This window comes from Saccharospirillum salsuginis (assembly GCF_014651855.1).
Classification (GTDB): Bacteria; Pseudomonadota; Gammaproteobacteria; order Pseudomonadales; family Natronospirillaceae; genus Saccharospirillum; species Saccharospirillum salsuginis.
Genome location: NZ_BMXR01000001.1, coordinates 365,542 through 389,841, shown reverse-complemented (window position 1 = coordinate 389,841; position 24,300 = coordinate 365,542). Strand labels below are relative to the sequence as shown.

26 protein-coding genes are annotated in these 24,300 nt (G+C 51.1%); 12 read left to right on the top strand and 14 right to left on the bottom strand.

Annotated elements, in window-relative coordinates:
* Positions 1-117: 117 nt before the first annotated feature.
* Entirely contained in the window at positions 118-933 is an 816-nt protein-coding gene (locus tag IE111_RS01685) for a crotonase/enoyl-CoA hydratase family protein (protein ID WP_189606752.1), read from the bottom strand.
* A 410-nt stretch (positions 934-1,343) separates the two neighbouring features.
* On the opposite strand from IE111_RS01685, the gene IE111_RS01680 reads away from it, so the two are divergent.
* Positions 1,344-1,703 carry a nuclear transport factor 2 family protein gene (locus IE111_RS01680; RefSeq protein WP_189606751.1) on the top strand — a complete coding sequence of 120 codons (360 nt, stop codon included), beginning with the start codon at positions 1,344-1,346 and terminating at the stop codon, positions 1,701-1,703.
* 38 nt (positions 1,704-1,741) lie between these two features.
* On the opposite strand, the gene IE111_RS01675 is transcribed toward IE111_RS01680, so the two are convergent.
* Complete coding sequence (locus IE111_RS01675; protein ID WP_189606750.1) at positions 1,742-2,572, bottom strand: CvfB family protein; 831 nt, start codon at positions 2,570-2,572, stop codon at positions 1,742-1,744.
* A gap of 488 nt (positions 2,573-3,060) precedes the next feature.
* On the opposite strand from IE111_RS01675, the gene IE111_RS01670 reads away from it, so the two are divergent.
* Positions 3,061-3,669: a LysE family translocator gene (locus IE111_RS01670; RefSeq protein ID WP_189606749.1), complete on the top strand. Its 609-nt coding sequence runs from the start codon at positions 3,061-3,063 to the stop codon at positions 3,667-3,669.
* A 444-nt stretch (positions 3,670-4,113) separates the two neighbouring features.
* On the opposite strand, the gene IE111_RS01665 is transcribed toward IE111_RS01670, so the two are convergent.
* Positions 4,114-4,824, bottom strand: a complete 711-nt coding sequence (locus IE111_RS01665) for a hypothetical protein (RefSeq protein ID WP_189606748.1) — start codon at positions 4,822-4,824, stop codon at positions 4,114-4,116.
* A 700-nt stretch (positions 4,825-5,524) separates the two neighbouring features.
* On the opposite strand from IE111_RS01665, the gene IE111_RS01660 reads away from it, so the two are divergent.
* The 5 genes from IE111_RS01660 to IE111_RS01640 all read left to right on the top strand — a co-directional run bounded on the left by IE111_RS01660 (position 5,525) and on the right by IE111_RS01640 (position 9,295).
* Complete coding sequence (locus IE111_RS01660; RefSeq protein WP_444544496.1) at positions 5,525-6,040, top strand: DUF1428 domain-containing protein; 516 nt, start codon at positions 5,525-5,527, stop codon at positions 6,038-6,040.
* Positions 6,041-6,075: 35 nt separating this feature from the next.
* Positions 6,076-6,870, top strand: coding sequence for a VOC family protein (locus IE111_RS01655; protein ID WP_189606747.1), 795 nt, complete (start codon positions 6,076-6,078; stop codon positions 6,868-6,870).
* A 155-nt stretch (positions 6,871-7,025) separates the two neighbouring features.
* On the top strand, positions 7,026-8,138 hold the full coding sequence (locus tag IE111_RS01650) for an AAA family ATPase (RefSeq protein ID WP_189606746.1): 1,113 nt from the start codon (positions 7,026-7,028) through the stop codon (positions 8,136-8,138).
* Entirely contained in the window at positions 8,138-8,860 is a 723-nt protein-coding gene (locus IE111_RS01645; protein ID WP_189606745.1) for a hypothetical protein, read from the top strand. Before IE111_RS01650 ends, IE111_RS01645 begins: the two co-directional genes overlap by 1 nt.
* Before the next feature lie 168 nt (positions 8,861-9,028).
* Positions 9,029-9,295 carry a hypothetical protein gene (locus IE111_RS01640; RefSeq protein ID WP_189606744.1) on the top strand — a complete coding sequence of 89 codons (267 nt, stop codon included), beginning with the start codon at positions 9,029-9,031 and terminating at the stop codon, positions 9,293-9,295.
* Positions 9,296-9,657: 362 nt separating this feature from the next.
* On the opposite strand, the gene IE111_RS01635 is transcribed toward IE111_RS01640, so the two are convergent.
* The 3 genes from IE111_RS01635 to IE111_RS01625 form a co-directional block, all read right to left on the bottom strand.
* Positions 9,658-10,125, bottom strand: coding sequence for a GyrI-like domain-containing protein (locus tag IE111_RS01635; protein ID WP_189606743.1), 468 nt, complete (start codon positions 10,123-10,125; stop codon positions 9,658-9,660).
* Positions 10,126-10,493: 368 nt separating this feature from the next.
* Entirely contained in the window at positions 10,494-11,123 is a 630-nt protein-coding gene (locus IE111_RS01630; protein WP_189606742.1) for a dihydrofolate reductase family protein, read from the bottom strand.
* Between the two features lie 503 nt (positions 11,124-11,626).
* Positions 11,627-12,805 carry a Fic family protein gene (locus IE111_RS01625; RefSeq protein WP_189606741.1) on the bottom strand — a complete coding sequence of 393 codons (1,179 nt, stop codon included), beginning with the start codon at positions 12,803-12,805 and terminating at the stop codon, positions 11,627-11,629.
* A 405-nt stretch (positions 12,806-13,210) separates the two neighbouring features.
* On the opposite strand from IE111_RS01625, the gene IE111_RS01620 reads away from it, so the two are divergent.
* Positions 13,211-13,672, top strand: a complete 462-nt coding sequence (locus IE111_RS01620) for a hypothetical protein (protein ID WP_229805104.1) — start codon at positions 13,211-13,213, stop codon at positions 13,670-13,672.
* Between the two features lie 264 nt (positions 13,673-13,936).
* Here the strand turns inward: IE111_RS01620 and IE111_RS01615 are convergent, their stop codons facing one another.
* The 7 genes from IE111_RS01615 to IE111_RS01585 all read right to left on the bottom strand — a co-directional run bounded on the left by IE111_RS01615 (position 13,937) and on the right by IE111_RS01585 (position 18,818).
* A complete protein-coding gene (locus IE111_RS01615) occupies positions 13,937-14,554 on the bottom strand; it encodes a hypothetical protein (RefSeq protein WP_189606740.1) in 618 nt (205 codons plus the stop codon).
* Between the two features lie 219 nt (positions 14,555-14,773).
* Positions 14,774-15,790: a RelA/SpoT domain-containing protein gene (locus tag IE111_RS01610; protein ID WP_268245009.1), complete on the bottom strand. Its 1,017-nt coding sequence runs from the start codon at positions 15,788-15,790 to the stop codon at positions 14,774-14,776.
* A gap of 115 nt (positions 15,791-15,905) precedes the next feature.
* Entirely contained in the window at positions 15,906-16,301 is a 396-nt protein-coding gene (locus IE111_RS01605; protein ID WP_189606739.1) for a hypothetical protein, read from the bottom strand.
* Positions 16,302-16,447: 146 nt separating this feature from the next.
* Positions 16,448-17,101: a DUF8453 domain-containing protein gene (locus tag IE111_RS01600; protein ID WP_189606738.1), complete on the bottom strand. Its 654-nt coding sequence runs from the start codon at positions 17,099-17,101 to the stop codon at positions 16,448-16,450.
* A gap of 109 nt (positions 17,102-17,210) precedes the next feature.
* Positions 17,211-17,771, bottom strand: coding sequence for a hypothetical protein (locus tag IE111_RS01595; protein ID WP_189606737.1), 561 nt, complete (start codon positions 17,769-17,771; stop codon positions 17,211-17,213).
* A 119-nt stretch (positions 17,772-17,890) separates the two neighbouring features.
* Entirely contained in the window at positions 17,891-18,391 is a 501-nt protein-coding gene (locus IE111_RS01590) for a hypothetical protein (protein WP_189606736.1), read from the bottom strand.
* Positions 18,392-18,530: 139 nt separating this feature from the next.
* Entirely contained in the window at positions 18,531-18,818 is a 288-nt protein-coding gene (locus IE111_RS01585; protein ID WP_189606735.1) for a hypothetical protein, read from the bottom strand.
* A gap of 618 nt (positions 18,819-19,436) precedes the next feature.
* Here IE111_RS01585 and IE111_RS01580 point away from each other — a divergent pair.
* The 3 genes from IE111_RS01580 to IE111_RS01570 all read left to right on the top strand — a co-directional run bounded on the left by IE111_RS01580 (position 19,437) and on the right by IE111_RS01570 (position 21,721).
* Positions 19,437-20,162, top strand: a complete 726-nt coding sequence (locus IE111_RS01580) for a KilA-N domain-containing protein (RefSeq protein ID WP_189606734.1) — start codon at positions 19,437-19,439, stop codon at positions 20,160-20,162.
* A gap of 33 nt (positions 20,163-20,195) precedes the next feature.
* Entirely contained in the window at positions 20,196-20,762 is a 567-nt protein-coding gene (efpL, locus tag IE111_RS01575; protein WP_189606733.1) for an elongation factor P-like protein EfpL, read from the top strand.
* A 227-nt stretch (positions 20,763-20,989) separates the two neighbouring features.
* On the top strand, positions 20,990-21,721 hold the full coding sequence (locus tag IE111_RS01570; RefSeq protein ID WP_229805099.1) for a substrate-binding periplasmic protein: 732 nt from the start codon (positions 20,990-20,992) through the stop codon (positions 21,719-21,721).
* A gap of 71 nt (positions 21,722-21,792) precedes the next feature.
* Here IE111_RS01570 and IE111_RS01565 read toward each other — a convergent pair whose 3' ends face one another.
* Positions 21,793-22,821 (bottom strand): AI-2E family transporter, encoded by a 1,029-nt coding sequence (locus IE111_RS01565; RefSeq protein WP_189606732.1) that lies wholly within the window; start codon positions 22,819-22,821, stop codon positions 21,793-21,795.
* Positions 22,822-23,082: 261 nt separating this feature from the next.
* Here IE111_RS01565 and IE111_RS01560 point away from each other — a divergent pair, with 261 nt between their 5' ends.
* On the top strand, positions 23,083-24,300 hold the full coding sequence (locus IE111_RS01560; RefSeq protein WP_189606731.1) for an NAD(P)/FAD-dependent oxidoreductase: 1,218 nt from the start codon (positions 23,083-23,085) through the stop codon (positions 24,298-24,300).

The window sequence follows — 24,300 nt, the reverse complement described above, 5'->3', positions numbered from 1 at the left end:
CTGACCCACCGATACCTCGACAATACCCGCGAGGAAGAGGTTGAACGGGAGGTGGTTACGCCTTCAGGGCGGATTCTCCGGAGTTTTCTTTTAAAATGGCTGTCCTGTCTGTTTTATTCAGCGAAACGAACGGCGGTCCCGATAAGGTATTTTCTCATCAGCCGCACGAAATCCATTTTTCAGTGCGATGCGGTTGTTCTTCCGAAACAGGATGCGGGCCTGTATCCAGCGTTCCCAGAACAGGGCTTTCCAGGTACCGGCCTGCCAGGTTTTATTGAACAGGACCTTCGCCGCCGAAATGGCATCCGGAGATTGATCCGCTATGGAGTTGGCCAAGGATTCGGCTTCAGCCATCGGGTCATCGGACAAACGGCTGACGAGGCTGAGCGCTTTAGCCTCGGTACCACTGAACTGCCGACCGGTCCAGGTCAGTTCCTGAGCGACATCGACAGAGGTGAGGCGAGACAAGGTGGCGGCGCCGCTCATGTCCGGTATCAACCCCCACTTGATCTCCATGATCGACAGATTGGCGTCAGGCCGGGCGATGCGGTAATCCGTAGCTAATATCAGTTGCATCGCGGCACCGAAACAGTTGCCGTGTATCACAGAGATCACCGGAACCGGCAAGTCGCGCCAGCATTGGTTGACGTGCTGAGCCGCATTGGCTTTCTTCCAGGGCCATTTCAGGAACAGGCGCGGGGCCATGGTCTTGCTCTCTGTCAGCGCTTTGAAATCGAGACCGGCACAAAAGGACTCACCCTGGCCACTGATAATGACGCACCGAATACGCCGATCACGCCGGATGCGGGAGGCGGTCGAGATGATGGCCTGGATCATCTCCATATTCAGGCCATTATGCTTTTCCGGTCGAGATAGGGTGACATAGGCAATGTGCCCTCGAATTTCCAGGGTTACCAGCGATGTGTCGATCATTCGGCGGGCCTCCGCGGTTAGCAGGTCGGTATGAGTTGAATGCAAGACTACCGGCACGCCTGCCGCACAGGAAGGATAGTGTGGAGAGTGATGTGCTGACGGTCGGGAATAGGGCGGTTTTAACCGGATTTATTGCTTTTTTCTCAGGGGCGTAAGCTATTTCCTGGGTTTTCCACGGTAATATCATCAATACTGTTCGTTGCTCGTTTATTGTATCGGTGGACAACTTGAACCCTGTTAGAACCAACATTTTAGTTGTTGATGGTTCTACGCTGGCCTAATCTGGTGCTCACAGATACGACATGACCACACGTCCGCTCTGATCGCCAAGCATTGTGCAGACTGGGTATGAATCACAGAGCCTCTACACAGTTGTAGAGGTTACGACACATCGAACAAGGAGAGATAAAATGCCGGACTGTATTAAAACCTTCTTTGAAGCTTGGCAGATAGAGGAAGCCGAGGCTCGGCTGACCAAAATAACCAGCGCGGTGACCGAACACATCGAATACGTCGACCCTCGTACGCCCCAAGCGGTACATGGTGTTGCTGCACTGAGCGATTACGTTGGGATGTTCAGTGCCAATGCACCTGGGTGGTCAGCGAAAGTCGTTGCAAGCGATTCCGTCGCCAACTTTGTACGAGCCAAGGTCGCGTTTAGCGGTAAGGGGCCGGATGGTGCAGAACAAGTCCAGATCGGGCAGTATTTTGTAGAACTGGAAGGGGACTTGATTTCCCGCATGGTTGGCTTTGTGGGTACTGGAGAGTAAACATGGATCCACCCCGTTGCTTGCGCTGCGGATTATGTCTACCGCAACACAATCCGATCGGATTCCTGACTGATCTTGTTCTGTTTCAATAAGCGGCCAATGGCCTTTTTGAAATTGCCTTTGCTCACCTGGAAGGCTTTGTAGATCACCTCCGGACTGGAGCGGTCGGACAGCATCAGCACGCCTCCATTGGCCTCCAGTTCTTTCAGGATTCGGTCGGCAATGTCGAGGCGGGCTTCGTGACCCTGCAGTTGAAGCATCAGGTCTATTTTATTGTCGGAACGCACCGTTTTTACGAAGCCTTTCAACCTCTGGCCAATACTCAGTGGCTGGAGCACGTCTTCATTGAACACCATGCCGAGGCACTTATTATCAACCACCACCCGGTAACCCAGGTTCGTTCGACCAGCTATTAGCAGATCAACCGGGTCATTTGCGCGGTAGGCATCCGTCTCCTCCGGCAGGAAGTGATTCAGCTTGGTGCTGCCGGTTATGCGTTGCGTCAGGCTGTCGACAAACAGGTACACCACCTGTTTCTGGCCGACTTCCATTGGCTTACGCTGTTCGCTGAAAGGGACCAACAGGTCTTTTGGAAGTCCCCAGTCCAGAAAAGCGCCAAAGGGCGTGAGCTCTTTCACTTCAAGAGTCGCACACTGGCCCACCTCGGCTTTCGGCTGAATGCGCGTGGCGATGAGCCGATCTTCTGAATCCAGATAGATAAAAGCCCTGACGGAGTCACCTTCTTGAAGGTTCTCGGGACATTGTTTTTTGGGTAACAGAATAGAACCGAGGTTCTCACCATCGAGGAAGGCCCCGAAGTCGGTGATGGAAGTAACCTCCATCGAATTAAAGGTGCCGATTTTTGCCATGGTGGGGATAGTCCTGATAGATCGCGATTTAGAAGTGGCTCACGTACGTTTAGATTGCACTGTACATCGCTTCATAGGGAACATCCAGTCGGCAGTGTCGGGGTGATCATTGTAGTTAGGGTAGAACAAAAAACTTGGACTCGTACTCAAAGCCACGCTAACGCCCTGCGACCCAATATGGAGCGACTGCACTTGGAGCCGGAAAAATAGCTTTATACCGCTATCCATTATTAGCGTTCTTTCAAAGGCTTCGTCGGAACGGTTCGGTCTATGGTCCTGATTTGCCGGCGTTTGGGCTATCAACAAACGCCTGGGCTTGTTTTCAGGGCTGGTTTTTCGGAGCCTCCTTTCACAATGGTTGTCTTGATTAATTCACATAGAACGAAAAAGGATAGTTCAAATAGTTTTAATTATATGGAAACTCTTGCAGCCACCATGCCATATGGCTATGGTGCCATCCCTTTCGGTACTTATCTTGGGTGGCAGGCTTGACCTTATTTTCACTTTACTTGGGCACGATCTTTTTGATCATTGCCACACCGGGACCATCTGCGCTTCTTGTAATCCAACATGGAGCATCCTATGGGCCCAAAAAGTGTCTGTTTAATGCAGCAGGCAGTGTCAGCGCCTCCTTAGTATTGATTTCTTTATCTTTAGGCGGGCTGACTTTTATTGCAAAAGGATTTTGGATAGATATTCTGTCTATCGCTGGCGCTATTTTGTTACTGTGGATTGGTGTACAAAGCATAAAACCCATCAATATAGCGCCTCAAGAGGACAGTAAAAAGGAAGGGTGGCCAATCTTCAAAGCTGCTTTTTACACCGGGATCAGCAACCCCAAAGATCTGATATTCTTCGCCACTTTGCTACCTCAATTCATACTAGTTGACATCCCCTACTGGCAGTCTGCGATATATCTGGCTCTCGGTTGGTGCTTTTTTGATTTCACGATCATGATGGCATACGCGTTTGCGGCGCACACGTTAACTACAAGATTTAGCCCTTCTGCAATAAATAACACCAGAGCTGCAAGCGGTGCAATGATCATAATTATCGGCTGTACACTATTATTCAAAACGGCAGTACATCTCGTCTAAGCAATACCCAGTTTGCATGGACACCCATTCTCAAGCTTGACCGAGGCAAGGGCTAATTGCCAATATCGCCAAGTGCTGGATGTATATCAAGTTTGAGCGATATGCCAAAGCCAAGTAAAAGCCTCGTTTCACTAGACGCCATGCCTTATAACGCTGTGTGGCCCGATGCGTACGCCGCGTCTTCCCCTGTGGTCAGGATACCATGGCCGGAGCCGACTACGAGTATCAGAGTGCCGTTGCCAGGACACCCATCATAACTAATTGCTTTCAGGGCTGGTTTTTCGGAGGTTTCTTTTGCAGTGGCTGTCCAGTTTATTCTGTTGGGGAAATGTCAAATCTGGCAAAGGCGTAAAGTTGGGTTCGATAGGCATTGTATGGACCAGAAATAGGTGATTAAATTGTGTTGGGTGTCCTGGCTGCTTTTCCCTGATTGTTACTTCGTCATCATTGGAGAAGCCCGTACAATTCTTTAGGCATTATCCAGATTAATACTTCATTGCTTCTCGTTGGAACCGTATCCGTCGTAATATTGAGAGGTGTTGGCACACTTCCTATTGTATGATTTGCTGAACGGTTAAGTTCGAAAATGATTTCTGAAAGAGGTTTTCTCCCATTTGATTCGCCTTCCACGGAAACTGATTCAAGGTTGAAATCATAGATGTCTGCAATCATTGCCTTAACTGCTGCTACTCCTTCAGCGCTTGCTGGGTTAAACTGTATCAGTTTGTCCTTGGTTTCCCTTAATACATAATCCTCCAGATGCCACAGCGCAATTGTTGCCCCAGTCTCAGAAATACGTTTCTTGATCTCTACCGCTTCCTGCAAATATTCAGTCGTGTACACCACCCATATTTCTAATTTACTGACAGCCCGCACTACCCGTTCATCTATATTATTACTCTCGTCCTGCATTAACATGGCGTAGTTTTCCTTAAGCCTCTTTAACTCCAGTTTATACTTCTCTAGTTGCTCCTTAGTTTTGCTTAGTTCATCATCGATTTTTTGCATTCGCTCAATTTTAGTTTGTGAGTCAGTATCGAAGTTTGCTACTTCAAGTATAACTCTGACTGCTCCGACGCCAGAGACGAATCCGACTACTAATACAGACAGAAATACGATAACTGGATTTTGCTCGATGCGTTTTCTTATATCCATAAAAACTAGCTGATACTAACTTTGGGTATATCGTCTGCAGCACGTGCGGCTTTGTAATGACTGTGTAGTCCTAGCAAGAATGTCGCCGTTGTGCCTGCACATGTATATTCAAAACACCCCGATTGAGGGAGTTCAATGAAGCAATATAGTTGAAGCACACAATGTGTAGCCAACTTTCAGTACAATGGCTCGGTACAGCACAGACTCATGCATAGTTTAGACCGTATGCAAAGGTTAGTGCTGAATTGGATTTCTTTTATATCGAACAGTCGAATGGCTGGTCCGAGTTTCGGCTTAAGTCTGAATGTAGCAAGGGTAAGAAATGAACTCAATTCCAAATCGTTACAGTATGAACAGCTACGCCATGTCGGCTAGACGAGGATAAAACCGTTCTTGTGTCTACATCTAAGGCTCAACCACTCTTGGTAGACGGTTAGCGGTGAGAAAGTAATTAAAGAGTATTTTGTTAGACATAATCGCTATAAGATCAGAGGGGCTGGGAACAGAGGCTGAACTGTGGGGTGGTCGAAGGGTTGGCCACCCAGTGGCGTGAATAACTCATGAGCATTATCTGGTTCAGGAGCGCCCTGAACGAGCGGATTGCTTGCCGAGCCAATGCAGAGGACGCGCTGTACGGGCCGATTCTGGAAATGTGTATGCACCATGTTTTCAGGACTGGTTTTTCGGAGATTTCTTTACTGTGGCTGTCCTATTTGTTGTTGGGCTGCAAGCCCCATTCCGTTCGTCTCGAGAATTTTCAAAAAAAAGTTTCATAACCTGTCGATTTCCCGAAGGCGCCAACGACTACTCTGTGACACCACACATCAACACCCAGGAGCTGACTATGAGTTATATCGACGGAATCGTTACCGCTGTGCCCAAGGCCAACAAAGACGCCTTCATCCAACATGCGGAAACCGCTGACGCCGCCTTTATGGAATGGGGCGCCCTCCGGGTTCTGGAATGCTGGGAGGACGATGTACCAGACGGTAAGGTCACCGATTTTCGGCGCGCCGTACAGGCGACAGACGACGAAGTCGTCGTGTTCGCCTGGATAGAATGGCCCGATAAAGCCACCCGTGATGCCGGCATGGCAAAAATGATGCAGGCCATGGACAGTGACCCGCGCCTCAACCCAGAGAAAAACCCGATGCCGTTCGACGGTAAGCGCATGATTTTCGGAGGCTTTTCGCCCGTCGTGGATTTCAAAAAGTAGGGGCCGATACCCGCTTAAACTAAAAGGAGAACACCATGCCCAACCAACACGGTGAATTTATCTGGTACGAGCTGCTCACCACCGATATTGAAGCGGCGTCTGCTTTTTACAGTAAGATTTTGGGGTGGCAGGTGACCGACAGTGGTCAGCCTGGCATGGACTACCGCATCCTGAGCGTCCAGGACGAAGAGACCGAAGAACAGCATGATACCGGCGGCCTGATGCAATTGACTGACGAGATGTGCCAGCAGGGTGCCAGGCCGATATGGCTGGGTTATATCGGTGTTAACGATGTGGACCAGACCGTCTCCGGCATCCTCGAGATGGGTGGCCAGGTACAGGTGCCGCCCACCGATATACCCAATGTGGGCCGATTGGCCATGGTGAGCGACCCACAGGGTACACCGTTTTACGTCATGCGGGGTAACAGCAATGAGGCAAGCCTGGCCTTTGCCTCGGACAAACCGCGTATCGGACACTGTGCCTGGAATGAGTTGGTGACCACCGACCCGGAAGCGGCGAAAGCCTTCTATTTCAAGGCATTTGGCTGGACCAAGGACGGCGAGATGAGTATGGGCCCGATGGGTACGTATGAATTCATCCGCCACAATGGCTTGATCGGTGCGATCATGCCCAAGCCGGACGAGATACCAGTGCCCCTGTGGCACTACTATTTTCGTTGTGCGGATATCGATTTGGCGGTCGACGCCGTTACCGCCATGGGCGGAAAAATCCTCCACGGACCCGAAGAGAGTACCGAAGGCGACTTCATTGTTAAGGGCATAGACCCGCAGGGTGCCCTATTCGCCTTAGTGGGCGGTAGAAAATAGCCGAAATAGAGCCTATTCGGGGAACGAATGTTTCCCCGAGCCTTTATTTACAATGTCCTGTTTGAACCCTGTTTATTGTCAGGAAGTGCCGTAGTTTTTTTACGCCAAACCCAAAAATGTGGTATTCTAGTGCAATAAGTGACTGGGAGAGCACGATGCTGCATAAGTTTTCCGTAAAAAACTTCCGAAACTTTGCCGATTGGCTGAATTTTGATCTATCTAGCCAGCAATATGAATTTAACAGCGATGCAGTGCGAGACGGGGTTGTCGAACACGGTATGATTTATGGGCCTAATGGCGGCGGTAAATCCAACCTTGGGCTTGCCATGGTTGACCCTGTGCTCCACTTGGTTGATTCCCCCAGTTATATCAACACTCTGGACAATAACTATCTAAACGGTGGCATAGGGGTCGGACTGGCTGAGTTCGTCTTTGATTTTCGTATTGACGGAGTTGATATCGTCTATAGCTACGGCAAAGAATCTCTCGACAAGCTGGTGTATGAAATCCTAACGATTGATAATAAAATCGTGCTCGAAATCGACCGGCGCAATACATCAAAAGCTAGTATTTGTTTGCAGGGGGCTGAATCACTTAAGACTGATGTCGGTGATTCTAAAATATCCTTGCTGAAATATGTAAAAAATAACACGTTTCTAGATGACACGCCCACTAATAGACATTTCGAAGCATTGATTGAATATATTGAAGGCATGGTCTTTTTTCGATCGCTAAATTCGACGCGTACCGGCGAGTATGTAGGCAAAGATATTGGCGTTAAACGCCTTTCACAAAGCATTATTGAATCTGACTCTGTGAAAGACTTTGAAGACTTTTTAAATAGCGCAGGTATAGAATGTTCGCTTACTGTTGAAGCGACCACTAATGGTCAGAAAGGTATATATTTTGACTTTGGTGAAACCAAGCTTGAGTTTGGCAGTGCAGCCTCTACCGGAACCCTATCTCTAGGTATTTTTTATTTTTGGTGGTTGCGTTTTCAAAGCAATAAAATTACCTTTGCTTATATTGATGAGTTTGATGCTTTCTACCACCACGCGCTGGCATCGAGCATAGTCGAAAAGGTCGCCCAAGCTGATTGCCAAACTATTATGACCACCCACAACACCGGGGTCATGAGTAACGACCTGCTCCGACCTGATTGCTATTTTGTGCTGGATAAAGTTATTAAGCCGATTACCGCCTTAACCAATAAGGAACTGCGTAAAGCACACAATTTAGAAAAAATCTACAAGGGCATGTCCAGCTAATGGAACGCACGCTGTTTGTATTTGAAGGGGAAGTGCGCGAGAAACAATATTTTCAGAGTCTCGAACGCGTATTTTTTAGTGGTGAAGAAAGCCATATATTGGTAAGCTTTAAAAATGACATCTACGAGTTATATAAAATACTTTCAAATGACAAGGATTTAGACCCTTTTGAGCTTATCAAGGAGATGAACCCAACCGTTCAGCTTCAAGAAGAACTGGCTACATTGAGACGTGATCAAATTGGTCAAATCTATCTCTTTTTTGATATGGAACCATACGACGACTTCTATTCCGACCAAAACCTGATGGAAATGCTTGAGTTGTTCGACAACGAAACTGAACACGGAAAGCTCTTTGTTAGCTACCCTATGGTTGAAGCCATGCGAGATATAGACGACCATACACAGTTCCTCTACCGAACCGCCAGTTTATCTGACTGCACTGGGAAAAAATATAAACGTTTATCCGCTGAGCGAGGTAGTAGAATCTATCAAGATGCCAAGAAAATCGACAAACAACTTTGGCAAGGCTTAGTCACAGCAAATGTTAAAAAAGCAAATGGCTTGGTCAATAGCGAGTTTAGCGATACACCAATTCTAGATCCAATGCTTATTGCTCAGGCTCAGCTTTCCAAATTTTTGCCAAATGAGTATGTAGCGGTATTGAGTGCCTTTCCAATATTTTTGGCAGACTATTTTGGACGGAAGATATACGAATTTTAAAATATATTAAAATATCCCGGTATTTTCCTCTCAGATCACTTGGATAAAGCAAATTCCTTGATATTTTTCTTTCGAGCAGTTTTTTAGACCTACATTCATCCGGAACTGGGATTATCTCAATTCTGGTGCGCCCCTCGTCGGTATCCCCTTAAGGAAGTGCCGGAAGGTTTGCCGTTCCGTCTTCAGGACTATCTGGAACTACTGGACTGGACCGGTCGGCAGTTCCGTCAAGGCAAACGCGGTACCATTGATGAATCCCTGCCGCCCATTATGGAGCGACTGAACTTGGAGCCGGACAAGTGGCTTTATACCGCCATCCATTTTGAGCGTTCCTTCAAAGGCTTCGTCGGAACGGTTCGGTCCATGGTCGAGACTTGCCGGCGTTTGGGCTATCAACGAACGCCTGGGCTCTCAGCGGGAAAAATTCTAACCTAGAACTGCCTTCCCACCCATATAAACATTACTGAAAACTTTTCAGGGTGTGCCCGTGCTTGAAATCGGGCTTTAACCGGCATTTTTCGCTTGTTCTCTGGCGGCGTTCCGATCACCGACCTTGGTTCTGTATGAACCTAGTTTGCAGGGCTGGTTTTTCGGAGGTTTCTTTTGCAGTGGCTGTCCTGTTTATGGAAAAATCCTCCACGGACCCGAAGAGAGTACCGAAGGCGACTTCATTGTTAAGGGCATAGACCCGCAGGGTGCCCTGTTCGCCCTGGTGGGCGGTAGAAAATAGCCGGAATGAAGACAAAACGGGGAACGAACGTTTTCCCCGAGCCTTCCATTGGCAATGGGTGTCCTGTTTATCTGTCGTTTATCCGCTGCCATCCTCTTGCTGGTTGAATGGCGACGTAGAGCTCGTGTGATGTCTCATTTCCGTTGGCCGAGTACCCGATGTCCAGCTTGAATTCAGCGGCGTTGTAACCATTGGCCTTGGCCCAGTCATAGATTTGGCCGAAGCTGTTAGCTATGCCTGCCGTTGGTCCATCATGACGATGGTAGATATATCGTTGAGCTGGCACATCGACAGCCATCATGCCTTCAGGCACCCGATCTACTTCAAGCACTTCGGAGCCGACGAGCTGGAGATATACGCCGTTCTCGACCTCAAGCGAAGTATCCACGAATCGATCAGAGTGGCGGTGATTGATCTGGGCCACTTGCTCAAAGAGCTTTTTCCAGGCTTTCGGCATCTCCGTCCATAGTTCGCGCCATTCTGCCCGCACGGGCAACCCAACCAATTGGAGTCTCTCCAGTTCTACGATTTCCATACAGATTCCTCTTCGTCAATGTGTTCTGACTTTCTAAAACACGCCAACGCCCGGCTCATAGAGCAAATTTTTGTGGCGGCTTAATGTGGGACAAAAAAGGAGACGTCAAAATTTGTCCGGTGGAGCCGTTTGTGTACGCTCGCATGGGTCTGAATTAGTGGGGTGAAAGCCGCCTATGGGAAAATCACCGTCGAAAACCATGCTGTGATTAAACGATAACCACTAGCGAATCGCAACGGCCGCACCGCGAGGAATGGTCTGGAGGAATCCGCGAGCCAACAGATCAGAAGGGGTGCCAGCTGCCGAACAGAAATCTAGCCGTCAGCGTAGAATTTGGTGTCGGACAGACTGGCATTGCTAGGCTTAAGTCACTTACGGATATAGCGCAAGTGTGTGGCATCTTGACCATCAAGTGTAGTGTCAATGCGAAACTGCGGCACCGGCTCGCGTAGATTCTCGAAGAGACGCCGCCCTCCGCCAAACAGAACGGGGGCCAAAGCGATTTCCAGCTCGTCGATGGCATTAAGGCTCAGGTATTGCTGAATCACATCTGCGCCACCCGAAATACGTATATCGCGATCCTCCGCCGCCTCCCGAGCAAGCGCCAGCGCACGCTCCGGGCCTTCATTGACGAAGTAAAACGTCGTTCCGCCTGGGCGCACCCATGGTTCTCGTTTCTCGTGTGTTAGAACATATACCGGCGTGTGAAACGGGGCTTCCTCTGGCCAACTGACTTCGCCTTGATCGAACATTCGCTTACCCATGATGTTTGCGCCGGTGCGCTCAAAAGTATGACGAACCATTTCGTTGACCGGGCCGGTCTCGCCCCCCGGGCCGAAGTCAAGCTTCTTGCGCATATATTCTTGGTTGAGAAGCCAAGCCATTAGCGCCCCCCACTTTTCTCCCCAATTCTTGTACCCGGGGTCGTCCATGTTCATCCCTTCAGGTGCCAAGTAGCCATCAAGACTAAGACCTATGTTAACGAAAACTTTGCTCATCGTATGTTCCTCGCTTATTCATGTTGTACTCACATGTAGTCGATAACAGTGATGAAAAATCGACATCCAGCCCATATGTTAATGCCGATTTTAGTTTTCCACTGTGCTGCCAAGACTGCCTAACGGTGAGTCCATGGGGCGCAGTGTAGGCGCGAAGCGCCGGATGTATTTATTTCACAGCTTGCACAGCTTGCATGGACACCCATTCTTAAGCTTGCCCGAGGCTAGGCCTATCTGACAATATCGTCAAAATACTGGATGTATATCAGGGTCGGGCAATATGCCAAAGCCAAGGAAAAGCCTCATTTCGCTGGAAGCCACGCCGTATTACCACTGCGTGGCCCGATGCGTACGTCGCGCCTTCCTCTGTGGGCAGGATGCCATCACTGGAGCCGACTACGAGCACCGACCTTGGTTTTGTATTAACCTTGTTTTCAGGGCTGGTTTTTCGGAGGTTTCTTTAACAATGGCTGTCCTGTTTATTTCTGATTATTTGTTTATTGTCACATTGCATTTCCTGGCACCATCGACGGGAATACGGCCTGCGCCGCATGAAGGGGCAGGTTAAGCCTCAGTGGTGCCCTGTGCGAGTCAGATGTCAGCAAGTAATGGTCGGTTAATGACTGGACCACACGCCGGGCGGTTCGTTCTGAAGTACCCAAGAGGCCCGGGACATGGCTCCGTTCGATGGATCCGTAGATGAGAATCTGTTCAATGATCCGGTCGCCTCGGGCGATGTCCGGCTGGCTGCGTATCCACTCAAGCAGGGACCTTGAGAAATCATCGGTCCGGAGGATGCCGCTCATGAAGTTCACTTGGTCCAGCGCTGTTTCCAGGAAGTAGCGGGTGAAGTCCACCAGACTGGATTCACTCAGCTGGCCGCGGCCGTCCCGATCACCTCGCCGAGGTTGGTCACAGCACTGGAGGAGATACCGATACCGATCCCTGTCCCGGGCAAACCCGCGAGAGACCGACCACATTTCCACACCGGCAATCCCCTTCTTCAACATAGCATGGGTGATCAGACGCGCCACACGGCCATTGCCATCCAGCATTGGATGGATCCAGATCAATCGGTGATGAGCGGCTGCCGCTGCTATGGGGAGCTTACGCGCGGGAAGGTTGGCGTATACCGCCTCCCATCGGTTCATGCACCGTTGGATCTCATCAGGAGCAACGGGGATATGGTTACCCACCTGAACGGTGTTCTCCCGATATCTTCCAGGTACCACAGAAAGCTGCTCTTGAGTCTGCGGATGGGTAACAAGGTGCATGTGGGGCGGGAGGGCTTCATAGAACCGTCGGTGGACCTCGCGTACCCCGAATTCACCAAATCCTATGTCCGCTAAACCTCCTTCCTCATCGATCCAGCTCTGTACCTCAATATGAGCCTTGGCTTCCTGCTGCAGGTCGCGCTGGTGTTGATCTTCCTCAAATTGGTTAGCCAATGCCCGGTCTATCTCGATTGGCCGGGTATTGTGACCTTCGATAAGATTGGAGTAGTAACAATTCATTGCCCGAACGAGTCGGGCCACCGCGCCACGGACCGGGTCGAGCTGAGGAGAGGCTATTTGAGGTGATCGTTGGCCCAGATCCCAGGCTAAATCCAGAAGATCCGCCAGATCCGGATGCCCCTCTCTGATCATCATGGGTTCCATTTGTATTTCAGCCGGTGGTGGCATTCAATCTCCGTGTGGCGGACAGGTCTGACAGTGGCCGGCCTGAACAATTTGCTCAATTAGGTGGCCGGATGGATGGCCAGATAATTGGCCGGTTAGAGGCATTCTAAACCCGACCTATATTAACCGCAATGATTTCGTTTTGGCCCATTATGACGGCATTTGAGAGGGTTTTGAAGGGCGTGGCTCTGAATATTCTGCTGACATTTTGGCCGGTTTGTTCAGGCGCAGTGGCCGGTTTTGGTGGTCAATGGTGGCCGACTATGAGCACCGGCGCGGGTGGATCAAAAACCGCATTCTAGAGCTGTCCCAGGTCTTCGCCCTGGATGTTTGCGCCTACGCCGTCATGTCCAATCACTACCATATTGTCCTGCACATGAATGCCAGGCCCTGCTGGATGAAAAAGCGTTGGCGGCTTGTCTGGCTTACGTCGATCTCAACCCCATACGCGCCAAGATGGCCGATACTCCCGAAACATCGGACCATACTTCGGCGCAGCAACGCATTGAGGTTGCCAATAGCGGTGCGGACCCCCTGGCACCCAATCAACCGAACCAGCTATTCCCCTTCGTGGGTTATCCCCGTCAAGAGATGCCGGAAGGTTTGCCGTTCCGGCTTCAGGACTACCTGGAATTGCTGGACTGGACCGGTCGGCAGTTCCGTCAAGGCAAACGCGGTACCATTGATGAATCCCTGCCGCCCATTATGGAGCGACTGAACTTGGAGCCGGACAAGTGGCTTTATACCGCCATCCATTTTGAGCATTCCTTCAAAGGTTTCCTCGGAACGGTTCGGTCCATGGTCGAGACTTGCCGACGTTTGGGCTATCGACGAACGCCTGGGCTCTCAGCGGCAAAAATTCTGACCTAGAACGGCCTTCCCACCCATATAAACCTTACTGAAAACTTTTCAGGGTGTGCCCGTGCTTGAAATCGGGCTTTAACCGGCATTTTTCGCTTGTTCTCTGGCGGCGTTCCGATCACCGACCTTGGTTCTGTATGAACCTAGTTTGCAGGGCTGGTTTTTCGGAGGTTTCTTTTGCAGTGGCTGTCCTGTTTGTTGTCCTGTTTATTGTGTCCTGTTTATTTGTCTCTGCAGTGGCTGTCCTGTTTATTTGTCTGGTTTCTTTTTCGTCTACTTTTCCCATGGCTCACTTTGCAGCAGACCATCCTGCACTTTGACTAGTCTATTTTCTAAAAAATAAAAGTTATGTACTACTACACCAATGAAACGAGAGTGTTCGTAAGCTACTACTCTTTGCATCTCATGATCTGGTTCACCCATTAAGTCAGTGATTTGTTCCTTAGTCATTCCAAGGCCAACTTGAGATAGTTCTGAGTTGCTGGAGGTATTGATTTGAAGCAAGTAGAATATTGGAAGTAAGACAATGTCGCTTTTTGGCCCAGTCGACCCGACTTGCCACTCTTTACTTTCACCTTGAAAGTCAACTTTACTTCCATTATTTAGCTTTGCCCATTCATCGACTTGCTGATCACTAAGATATGAGTTTGATAAAACATCATTCCTGTAAAGCAAATGAAGTTGATCATAGTTGCGATGATCTAAGGCATATGATACATGACGGTGTTCTACTGTTTTGTTTAATTCCAATCGCAACAAAAAACCAGGCCCATCAAGTAGCGAAATAACATCGGATCTGTTCATGCCATGGTTAAGCTTTGATACTTCAGTGACTCCCCTGGTGCTGCACCCAGACATTAGAATCACTACAAAGAGAGCAAGATATTTCATAATGCATTTCCAATTAAACGAATCTCGATTTAAATTTCAGGCATGTGATGGATGTCCTATTTGCTCGCCAGTCGTCCTGTTTATTCAGGCGGTAGAAAATAGCCGGAATGAAGACAAAACGGGGAGCGAACGTTTTCCCCGAGCCTTCATTGGCAATGGGTGCACTGTTTGAACCTCGGACCGCCGTTTGGAACGCCAGCGAAAAACGGTCGGCTTAATTCACTGGTTAATCGATTTATGAATTTCTCTTTTAGCTTGCGTTAAGAGCCGAACAAAGTCTTTTGCGTCCGAAAAATAGTTTTTGAAAGCCATTCTTATTTCTTCGCTTGTATCGGCTTTTACCAAAACGATGTCTAACTCCGGATTCTCATTTTCAAGCCTGAACAGATCGTCCAGCGCTTCAGTAGAGTCCCTGTAGGAGAAAACCTCTAGATCACCATTGGGCTTAAACACTAGTATCGTATTCCGGTTTCTAGATGCTTCAGTTTCTGCAGTATTGAGTCCAGTAAGGGTCCTAATTAAGTTTAGTTCGTTGTCTAGGTTATCGAATTTATTGATCAAATCATCGTTAGAAAGATCTGGATGAGGACCTGTATTATCCTCGTAAACCCTAGCTAGAATCTCACTTGCGAGTGACATGCACTTCAAATAACGCCTATCTCCCTGCTGAAATTTTGGCTGGTTTTCTGTAATAAAACCGATAACTTCAACAGCCGTAGCCCAAGCGTGCTGAACCAAGGTTCTATATTGAATCTCGATTAGAAGGCCTTTGTACTTGTCTCCATTTTTGGAGTTTACATCATAAGAATAAACGTCATGTATTCCTCTATAACCTGTGTTTTTAGGGCTTTTTATATAATCATACTTATCAATTTCGTTCTTTCTCTTGTGCTTAAATCTAGCCTTGTGAAATTGTTTTCGGAACCTATAGAGATCTTCAATCGATTCAAAAATCAGCCTACAACCCGCAATATCATCCATCCTGGACAATTCCATTTTCGGAAGGCGGCGAAGTTTGTTGAAAATTGTATTCCGACGCTTATGCCTCTGCGCTACCACAATCGATTGGTTTCTAGTTCTCGTGCGTAGACTTGCTTGAAAAGTATTTAGAACTGCTCGGTGGGCTGCCCGCCATTCCTCAATAGACCGCAAGTCGTCTATACTGGCTGTGTTAGCTCGAACATTCGCTCCTGCTCTGTTGACACGACTTTTTGAACCTCCCGGAAACTCTGACATACTCAAGATCCTATTATTTTGGGTGCTATACTATTGGAACGCTTAACGTCGCGTACAGAGGCGCGAGCTTGCGAGCGTCCTGCCGCCGCTTGCGGCGGCGAACTGGTACGCTTGATTAAGCGGTAATAACTTTTGACGCCACATACACAATTGAGCTTAACCCCAAGAAGAAAGCACTGACGCCGAACAGTCCGAGCCCCCACCCTACCAAGTTTGTTTTGTTGGTATTGGTGTAAAATCGTGAACTATTAGCTCGCGCATACGCCTGACCAATAAGGTGTACTTTCAAGAGTGAAAATAGCATAATGGCTGCTAACAACGATACCCAAGACTGCACAGCTTCGCCAACAACTTCCTCTGGTAGTCCAGCCTTGGAGGACTTAAGTTGCACCAGCGCTGTAGCTGATAGAGTGATAGCGCCTCCCGAAAGAACAAAAATCGTATTGGCAAGCGAATCGACTCTTGATCGCAGCTCCTTCCATTCTTCATGATTCATTTCATTGAAACTCATAATCGACTCTTTTGACTGCTTAACGCTTCGAACACCGGCGCAGCTTTGCTGCGTCCGAGTACTTTGACTTGTTAGCGCAGTCTATGCTTGGCAGTTGTATCGCTAAAATATTGATTGCGCAGAAAGGGGCGACACACCCAACTGTTTTAGATAGATTCATTGTTTCCCTTGACTTTCTTTACTGCTCGGTTTTCTAAAGAGTTAGCCTCTATCAGGTTCGATAAATTTCTTACATCTAGATTGAGATTGCCTACTTTTTTTCCTAAACCGTCAATGGAGTCCACGATCTTTAGTAAGTAAGGCTTGTTAACAAGACCCGGCAGATCAGCGTACGGCTTTACATCCAATAGATAGTCTTCACATTTTGCATCCGCTCCATTCAAGCTAGTCCACTCCAAGCGAACATTAAAAGGGGGCATAGGCTCTTTAGCGTCGGAATCTTTAGGATTGAATAGTTGAAAGCCGATAGCAAACAATATTGAAATCTTCTCTCCTTGCGGAATTAGAGTTATAGGGCCTCTCTTTGTGGTGCAATCCAGAATTAGATTATAGCGACTGAAATGGTCTGACTCTCCCAGGAATTGAAAGTAAACATTTCTTGCGGGGCCTGTACCTACATTAGCGATTGAAATGTTCAGGCCACCTGTTCCATCTGGATGCGGCTCAAAGTACGCAACTAAATTGGGCTCAGAGCCTGCCTTCCGCAGCAACCGATTCTCACGCCACAAAAATACGGTAAGAATAGCTATTACAACCGTGGAGAAACCGCTGAGAATCGTAGCTATGTCGTCTAGGCCCATTACGGCTTCCTCTGGTATCGATGCCTGTTGGTTAGAGTGCTAACGCGAAGCTTTGCGGCAACTTTGGAGCCACAAAGCGGTGTAAAAATTGTCCGGCAACAGAGCCTGGTTAGGCCTCTTCGAGCTTAGCTTTGACTCTTGCAGCTAGAGCGGCATAATCCCGGGCGGTATCAGGTGTAATATCGGAATCAGTGGTATGCACGGCATCATTCCTGATTCGCCTCAACTTATCTAACATCTGCAAGACGCCTTGTCCCAACGTTGGAGCGTCTAGATTGTTCCACTGTATGCTTTGGATTCTACGATGAGGCGGCGCATGCGAATTGGCATGCTCTATACCATGCCTTTTCTCGTAGTCGGTCATAGCCTCCTCAACCGATAGCCAAGCATCCAAAATAGCTCCCCTTGGACTGTCCTCGGCAAGCCTATTGATTCTCTCTCGCTCCGAATCTGAATTGGCTTCCGCAACGCCACCTAAAGCTTTGTCCGCGCTGCTTGCTGCGGCCTCGACCTCTCCAGCGAGATCGATTTCTGAATCTTTATGCTTAATCTTCGTGATTCTGGCTAAAAGGTTGGCTACCTCTTTCCGTAAGAGAATCACTATGACAACCACCGCGGTAGGCCATGCTAAGGAATTGATCGTAGCTGCTGTGAAATCTAGTAAACCCATATCGCCTCATAGGCATAACGCGAAGCTTAGCGGCGCCCTTGTAATGGAGGCGAAGCCGCAATGAAAAGGGCGTCCGGCGGCCATCGGCCGCGTACTACAGCGACTGGTTAAATACAGGCTTACTCAGCCTCTGAGCCCCATGAGTAGCTGGCATTTTTACCCTTTCCCTTGCCGAGCTTTTTGCGGTCAATCATCCGGGACTCAAACCTAAAGCTCTCGTCTATTTTGACAACGAGTAGCTTGTTGAAATTGCCCGCCCTCTTGACCACTACCTTACCTTTACCTTTTTCAGGGGAAATCGTCTTGATCTCTACCCAATCATTCCCCATGCGACCATCTGAGCCGGCCATGCCGGGACGGTGGCGCTCGATCCCATATTTGATCTCAGCGTAAAGTTCGCCGAGCTCTCCCCAAATTTGAAGGTAACGACCAGTGAGCTGGTAGTACTCTTCTGCGGAATAAACCAAGTCCTCAAACACTTTGATAATTTCGATGGGTGCATTGGGAAACTCAGCCTTGAGGTCTTGCTCGTGCAATTGACCATTAATCCACTCCCAACTGATCCATTCGCCATCATCCCAAATGCCATCAGTTGGATCGCTTATGGGAAGTCCTGTCATTGCACACCGCATCTCGGTGCCTCCCTGTATTTAACGCCCCGCTCTGCCGGCGGCAACGCGGAGCTTTTTAAGGGTGACAATGGAGCGCAGCGACAGCCCACAAAAAGTGGAGTGTTGACGCTCGGACAGCAGCGGTTTGTTAAGCATGACCAAGCTCGATAGCCTCTTTGTGATCAAAAAGTAAATCCACAACACTAGAAGCCAAAGTCGAATCAAACTCCTCGCCCATGCTTTCCACTTGAATGCCTTTTAACAATCCAAACACCCCTTCGCGGTCTCCTGCCTTTAGCTTCTCCAAAACCGCGGGCACATAGGATCTGTACTCCGCACGAGCCGATACATAGTGATTTACCCCGACAGGGTCCCACTTGTAAAAGAGAACCTCATCAACTCGCCTTTCTAATTCATCGACCTTAAATCGATCCATCAATGATAATTCCGATTAATGCTTAACAGCTATTTTTAATCGTCGCTCGTGCCTCTTATTCCGGCACATCCCCGCTGTGACAATACCACACAGATCCGAGCGAGCCCAGCAACCACGGTACTTACAAGCTGCCATGAGATCCACCTTAACCGGATATCAAATCCAAAAAAAACGTCTCACCCGACGCATATCTCGGGGATGAGCGTCTTCTCCGACGCATTTACCAGGAAATATCCGAAATATCCGTCGAACATGACTCCATGTTAAGAGCAATTTGTGACGGAGTGCAAGTTCTCAAAATGGAGCTGTTGCACACGTGTCCGCCTCGCCATCCTACCCAAAGCCTGTTCCCGCCTCAGAAGGAAGAATACATCCATCACAATCCAGAAAAACGCTCGCAAAACCAACCAAAAAACGGTTGATTCACCCAGTGTTTCATGAGTGAATGGAGGGGTCTTTTCTACACACGGAAAGCACAGGAAGTAAGCAAGAAAAGCTGCAAGAACCAAACAGAGAGAAGGTCACACTATAGAAACAGTGGATCACTAAACAAGCGCTACCAACGGGTGCGGCAACACCCGAAGGCAGCTAACCATACAACCTAGCATGGAGGTTATAATGGCTGATCGCAATCATACGCCAGAACCACGCTCGTCCCAAAATAATTGTCTCACCATCCTCTCCCATCCCGTTCGCATACGGGACGATTTCTATTCCCTGAACGATCTGCACGCGGCCGCCGGTGGCGACTCGGCGCACCATCCCGACCGGTTTCTGGAATCGCCGTTGGCGCGTGCCTGGGAGGCGAGTTTGGTGGAGCGGTTTGGGGGTCGCGCACGGAGTGCGCTCCCACAATCGGAGCATGGGGGCTCGGTTTCTGTGTTTGCTCGGCGGGAGTTGGCTCAGGGGTATGCGCTTTGGGTCGGGGAAAGTTTTGCTTTGGCCGTTTTGCGGGCTTTGGGGGAGCGGCCCGATCCGGCCGCGTTGGGTTCGTATCCCCACACCCGGTACGACCTGGGGTACGTGCGGGACCTGCGTTGGGATGAGGACCGGCCGGGCGATATCGCCTGGTGGGAGTACGACGGGCAGGGCGCCCTGACGGCGGAGGAGGCCGCCGCCCGGGGGCGGGATTTCTTCGAGCAGACGCGGCATCTGGCGCGCACCAACCCCGGGGATGCGGAAATGGCGCTGAAACACTGCCTGTTGCGCTGGTTCGAGGGCGGTTTTCCCGGTCGGGGGTTCCATTACTGCGAAATGGTCTTCTGCGACTGGCTCAGCCGGGCCGCCGTGACCGGGATGGCGGCCGGTGACGACGGCGTATCCAACGCACCGGGTTCCGGCTAAAATGCGCGCCGTCTGAATCACTTCGAGGTCATCATGCCCAAAGCCCCCGATATCAAACCCGGTCACATCATCGAGCTGGATGGCGCGCAGTACGCCGTGCGCAAGGTGGACGTTCACAGCCCCAGTGCCCGGGGCGCGGCCACCTTGTACAAGATGACGCTGGCCGAGCTGGTCACCAAGCGCAAGCGCGAGGAGGCCTTCAAGGGCGATGACCTGCTGACCCTGGCGGATTTCCAGTCCCGGTCCATGCAGTACCTGTTCGCCGACGGCGAAATGCACACCTTTATGGACAGTGAGGATTATGCACAGCATCTGCTGTCCAGCGAGGAACTGGGGGACCAGTTGGATTGGCTGCACGAAGGCATGGAAGGGCTCACCGGTCTTATCGTGAACGATGAGCTGGTGGCCATCGAACTGCCGCAGTCGGTGGTCAAGACCATTGTCGAAACGGCGCCGGGCATCAAGGGCGCCTCCGCCTCGGCGCGCACCAAGCCGGCCGTGCTCGATGGTGGCATCACCGTTCAGGTGCCGGAATACATCGAGCAGGGCGAACGCATCAAGGTGAATACCGAAAGCCGCAAGTTCATGTCCCGCGCCTGATTTACTGCTCCCGTACGGGCTCCGGGCTACCCTCCGGGGCCCGGTTCTGCCCGCTACCGACGACTCATTGCTCACGACCGCCGTTCGAGGCGGTTTCGACTGGCGGCATTCGTGTCCTCCGACTAAGGTATGAGACAGGATGATGTGATGCCGTTCTCAATTTGGCACAAAAACTGGCCGTCCCCTGGACATGGACACCAACCAACCCCTGGTAAGAGGTGCTCCGGATGCTCCGTATTCGCCATTCGCTACTCGTTTTACTCGCCCTGGTACTGGGTTTCGCCCAGGCCGATACCATTACCGCCGCTCAGGACCCGTGGCCGCCCTTTGTTCAGGACCAGGCCGAAGCCGGCCTGTCCGTCGATCTGGTTCGCGCCGCGCTTGAACACGAAGGCTACGAAGTCGAAATGACCATCATGCCCTGGGCCAGGGCGATCGATCAGGTCAAAAACGGCAACATCGATGTGTTGGTGGCCACCTGGTACACCGAAGAGCGGACCGCCTACCTGCGCTACAGCGAACCCTACATGCAGAACCAGCTGAAGTTCATCAAGCAGGCGGGGGACGATTTTGAATTCGAAGGCCTGGAGAGTCTGTCGGGCAAAACCGTCGGTGTAGTTCGCGGCTATGGGTATGGTGACGAATTCCTGAACGCAACCAATTTCTCTCGGCCGGAAACGAACAACATCGCGTCCAACCTGCTTAAACTGGACGCCGGACGCATCGATCTGACCCTGGAAGACGAAATTGTCGCCTTGTCGACGATGAAGAACGAGGGTATCGATCCAAGCAAATACGACTTCACGAACAACGCCCTGTCCGTGAACGATCTGCACGTCAGCAGCGGCATTGCCAATGCCCGCAGCGAGGAAATCATCGCCGCCTTCAACCGTGGGCTGGCCGCCATCCGCGAGAACGGCACCATGGCGGAACTGTTGAGCAAGTACGGCGTCGAGTAAGGGGACGGGACCCGTTCGACCCAGCGGAGCTTCGGCCGGGTGCCGAAGCTCTTTTTTTGAGCCGATTACGGTTACTGGCTCAGCAAAATCGCGAGCCACCGCGTTTTCGGGTACACCTCCAGCCCGATCTTGACCACCACGGTAAGCGGCACCGCCAGCAGCGTGCCCACCGGCCCCAGCACCCAGCCCCAGAAGATCAGCGAGACGAACACGACCAGGGTCGACAGGTCCAGCGAGCGTCCCATCATTCTCGGCTCCAGCAGGTTACCGATGATGGCGTTGATGGCGCCGTAACCGGCCATGCTGATCAGCATACCCGGAATGCCCTGTTGAATGGTCGCCAGAATGATGGCTGGCACGGCCGCGATCAGCGAACCGATGTTGGGAATGAAGTTCATCAGGAAGGCGAAAGTGGCCCACAGGATGGGGTAGTCGATGTTGATCAACTCCAGAAAGCCCCAGACCACCAAACCGGTCAAGGCACTGACGAGGGATTTGATCACCAGGTAGCGCTGCACCGAGCGGGTAAACCGCTGGGCGTATTCCACGCTGTGGTTGTTCCCCAGGGCCCGGTGCAGCTTGTCCTGAATGACCTGGGCTTCGTACAGCATGAAAATCAGAATGAAGATGGTCAGCACGATGGCGAGCAGAAAGCTGCCCAGGCCGGAGAACAGGCGCCCAGCGAAGCTGATGAAGCTGTCCGGCGGCGCCATCGACTGCAGGCTGGAGCGCAAATCGGTCGCCAGCCAGGGTGCGCGTTCGCGCAGCAGGCCGATCCACTGGTCGAGCTGACGTTCGTATTCGGGAATGCGGCCGAAAAACTCATCGGCCGAGGTGGCGACCAGAGAGCCGATGCCATACAGCACCCCGAATACGAGCACGACCACGCCGCCAATGGCCACGCCGGTGGGTATTTTGTACCGCACCAGCCAGCGCACGGCCGGTGAGGTCAGCACCGCCAGGAAGGTGGCCATTAGAAAGGGCACCAGAATGGGCTGGGCCACTCTCATGCCGGCCAGAATAACGACCAGCGCCGCGATGACGACCAGTGCCCGGGCCAGCGGGGCATCGGTGATGGGCGACAGGGATTTACGATTCATAAAAGTCCTTGATCAGTCAGGCAATCGTCCGGCCGTGAAGCATTCCACCGTCCATTAAAGCATGCCCGGTTCATCAGAACAAAAACACCGTTTGAGCTGGACAGAGTACGAAATCGGGCGGTGCCGGGTCGGATACTCAGTTCCAGCTTACCGGTATTCCACACAATTGGATCATTTCCGTGTTAGACCAATGACTGACTGGTATTCCGAGTGGATTGTACCTAATATTAGGTATTACTAATGTAATAGCATAGGTGCACCATGACTCAAGAATACCACGTTGTAATCGCCGGGGGCGGTGCGGCCGGCATTGCCATGGCCGCTTCGCTTCGGCACCGGGATGCCGGGCTTCGTATCGCCGTTATCGAACCCAATGAAACCCACGTCTATCAGCCGGGCCAGACCCTGGTCGGTCGGGGTGTGATGACTCTGGCGCAGTTGAAGCGGCCGACCCGCTCCCTGCTGCCGAAAGGTGTGGACTGGATCCAGGCCAGCATTTCGGCCTTCGAACCGGACGCACGCCAGGTGCGGCTCGACGACGGGCGCGCCGTCCTGTATGAGCAGTTGGTCGTCGCGCTCGGGCTCAAATTGAACATCGACGCCATCGAAGGCTTGGGGGAGACGCTCGGCAAGAACGGCGTAACCAGCAACTACGTGACCGAGCTGTCCGGCTATACCTGGGAACAGGTCCAGTTGATGAACTCGGGCAAGGCGATCTTCACCCAGCCGCCGATGCCGATCAAATGCGCCGGTGCGCCGCAGAAGGCGTTGTACCTGAGTTGCGATTTCTGGAAGAAGCACGCGCGCCTGAACAATATCGATGTCGAGTTTCACAATGCCGGCCCGGGCATGTTCGGCGTTGCGGATTTTGTGCCGGTTCTGGAAAGCTACATCAAACGTTACGGGGCCCGAGCTCAATTCGGCAGCAATCTGGTCCGGGTCGATGGTCCGAAACGCAAAGCCTGGTTCGCGCAAAGCGACGGCACCGAGCGCGAAGTCAGCTTCGACTTTCTGCATGTGACGCCGCCGCAATGCGCGCCGGATGTGGTGCGTGACAGCCCGCTCGCCAACGAGGCCGGCTGGCTGGAAGTCGACCCGACCACGTTGCAACACGTGCGCTATCCGAATGTCTTCGCGCTGGGCGATGTCGCCTCGACACCGAACGCGAAAACCGCTGCGGCCGTTCGCAAGCAGGTTCCGGTGGCGGCGCTCAATCTGCTGGCGGTACGCGAAGGGCAGGCACTGGAAGCCGGGTACGATGGTTATGGCGCCTGCCCGCTGACCGTGGAAGCCGGCAAGGTCGTCCTGGCGGAATTCGGTTACGGCGGAAAACTGCAACCGAGCTTCCCGTTGAACCCGAGCAAGCCCCGTGGCCTCTACTGGTGGATGAAAACCACACTCTTCCCCTGGGTGTATTGGAACCTGATGCTCAAAGGGCGTGAATGGTGGCTCAAAACACGGGCGTCGGGACAATCGTGA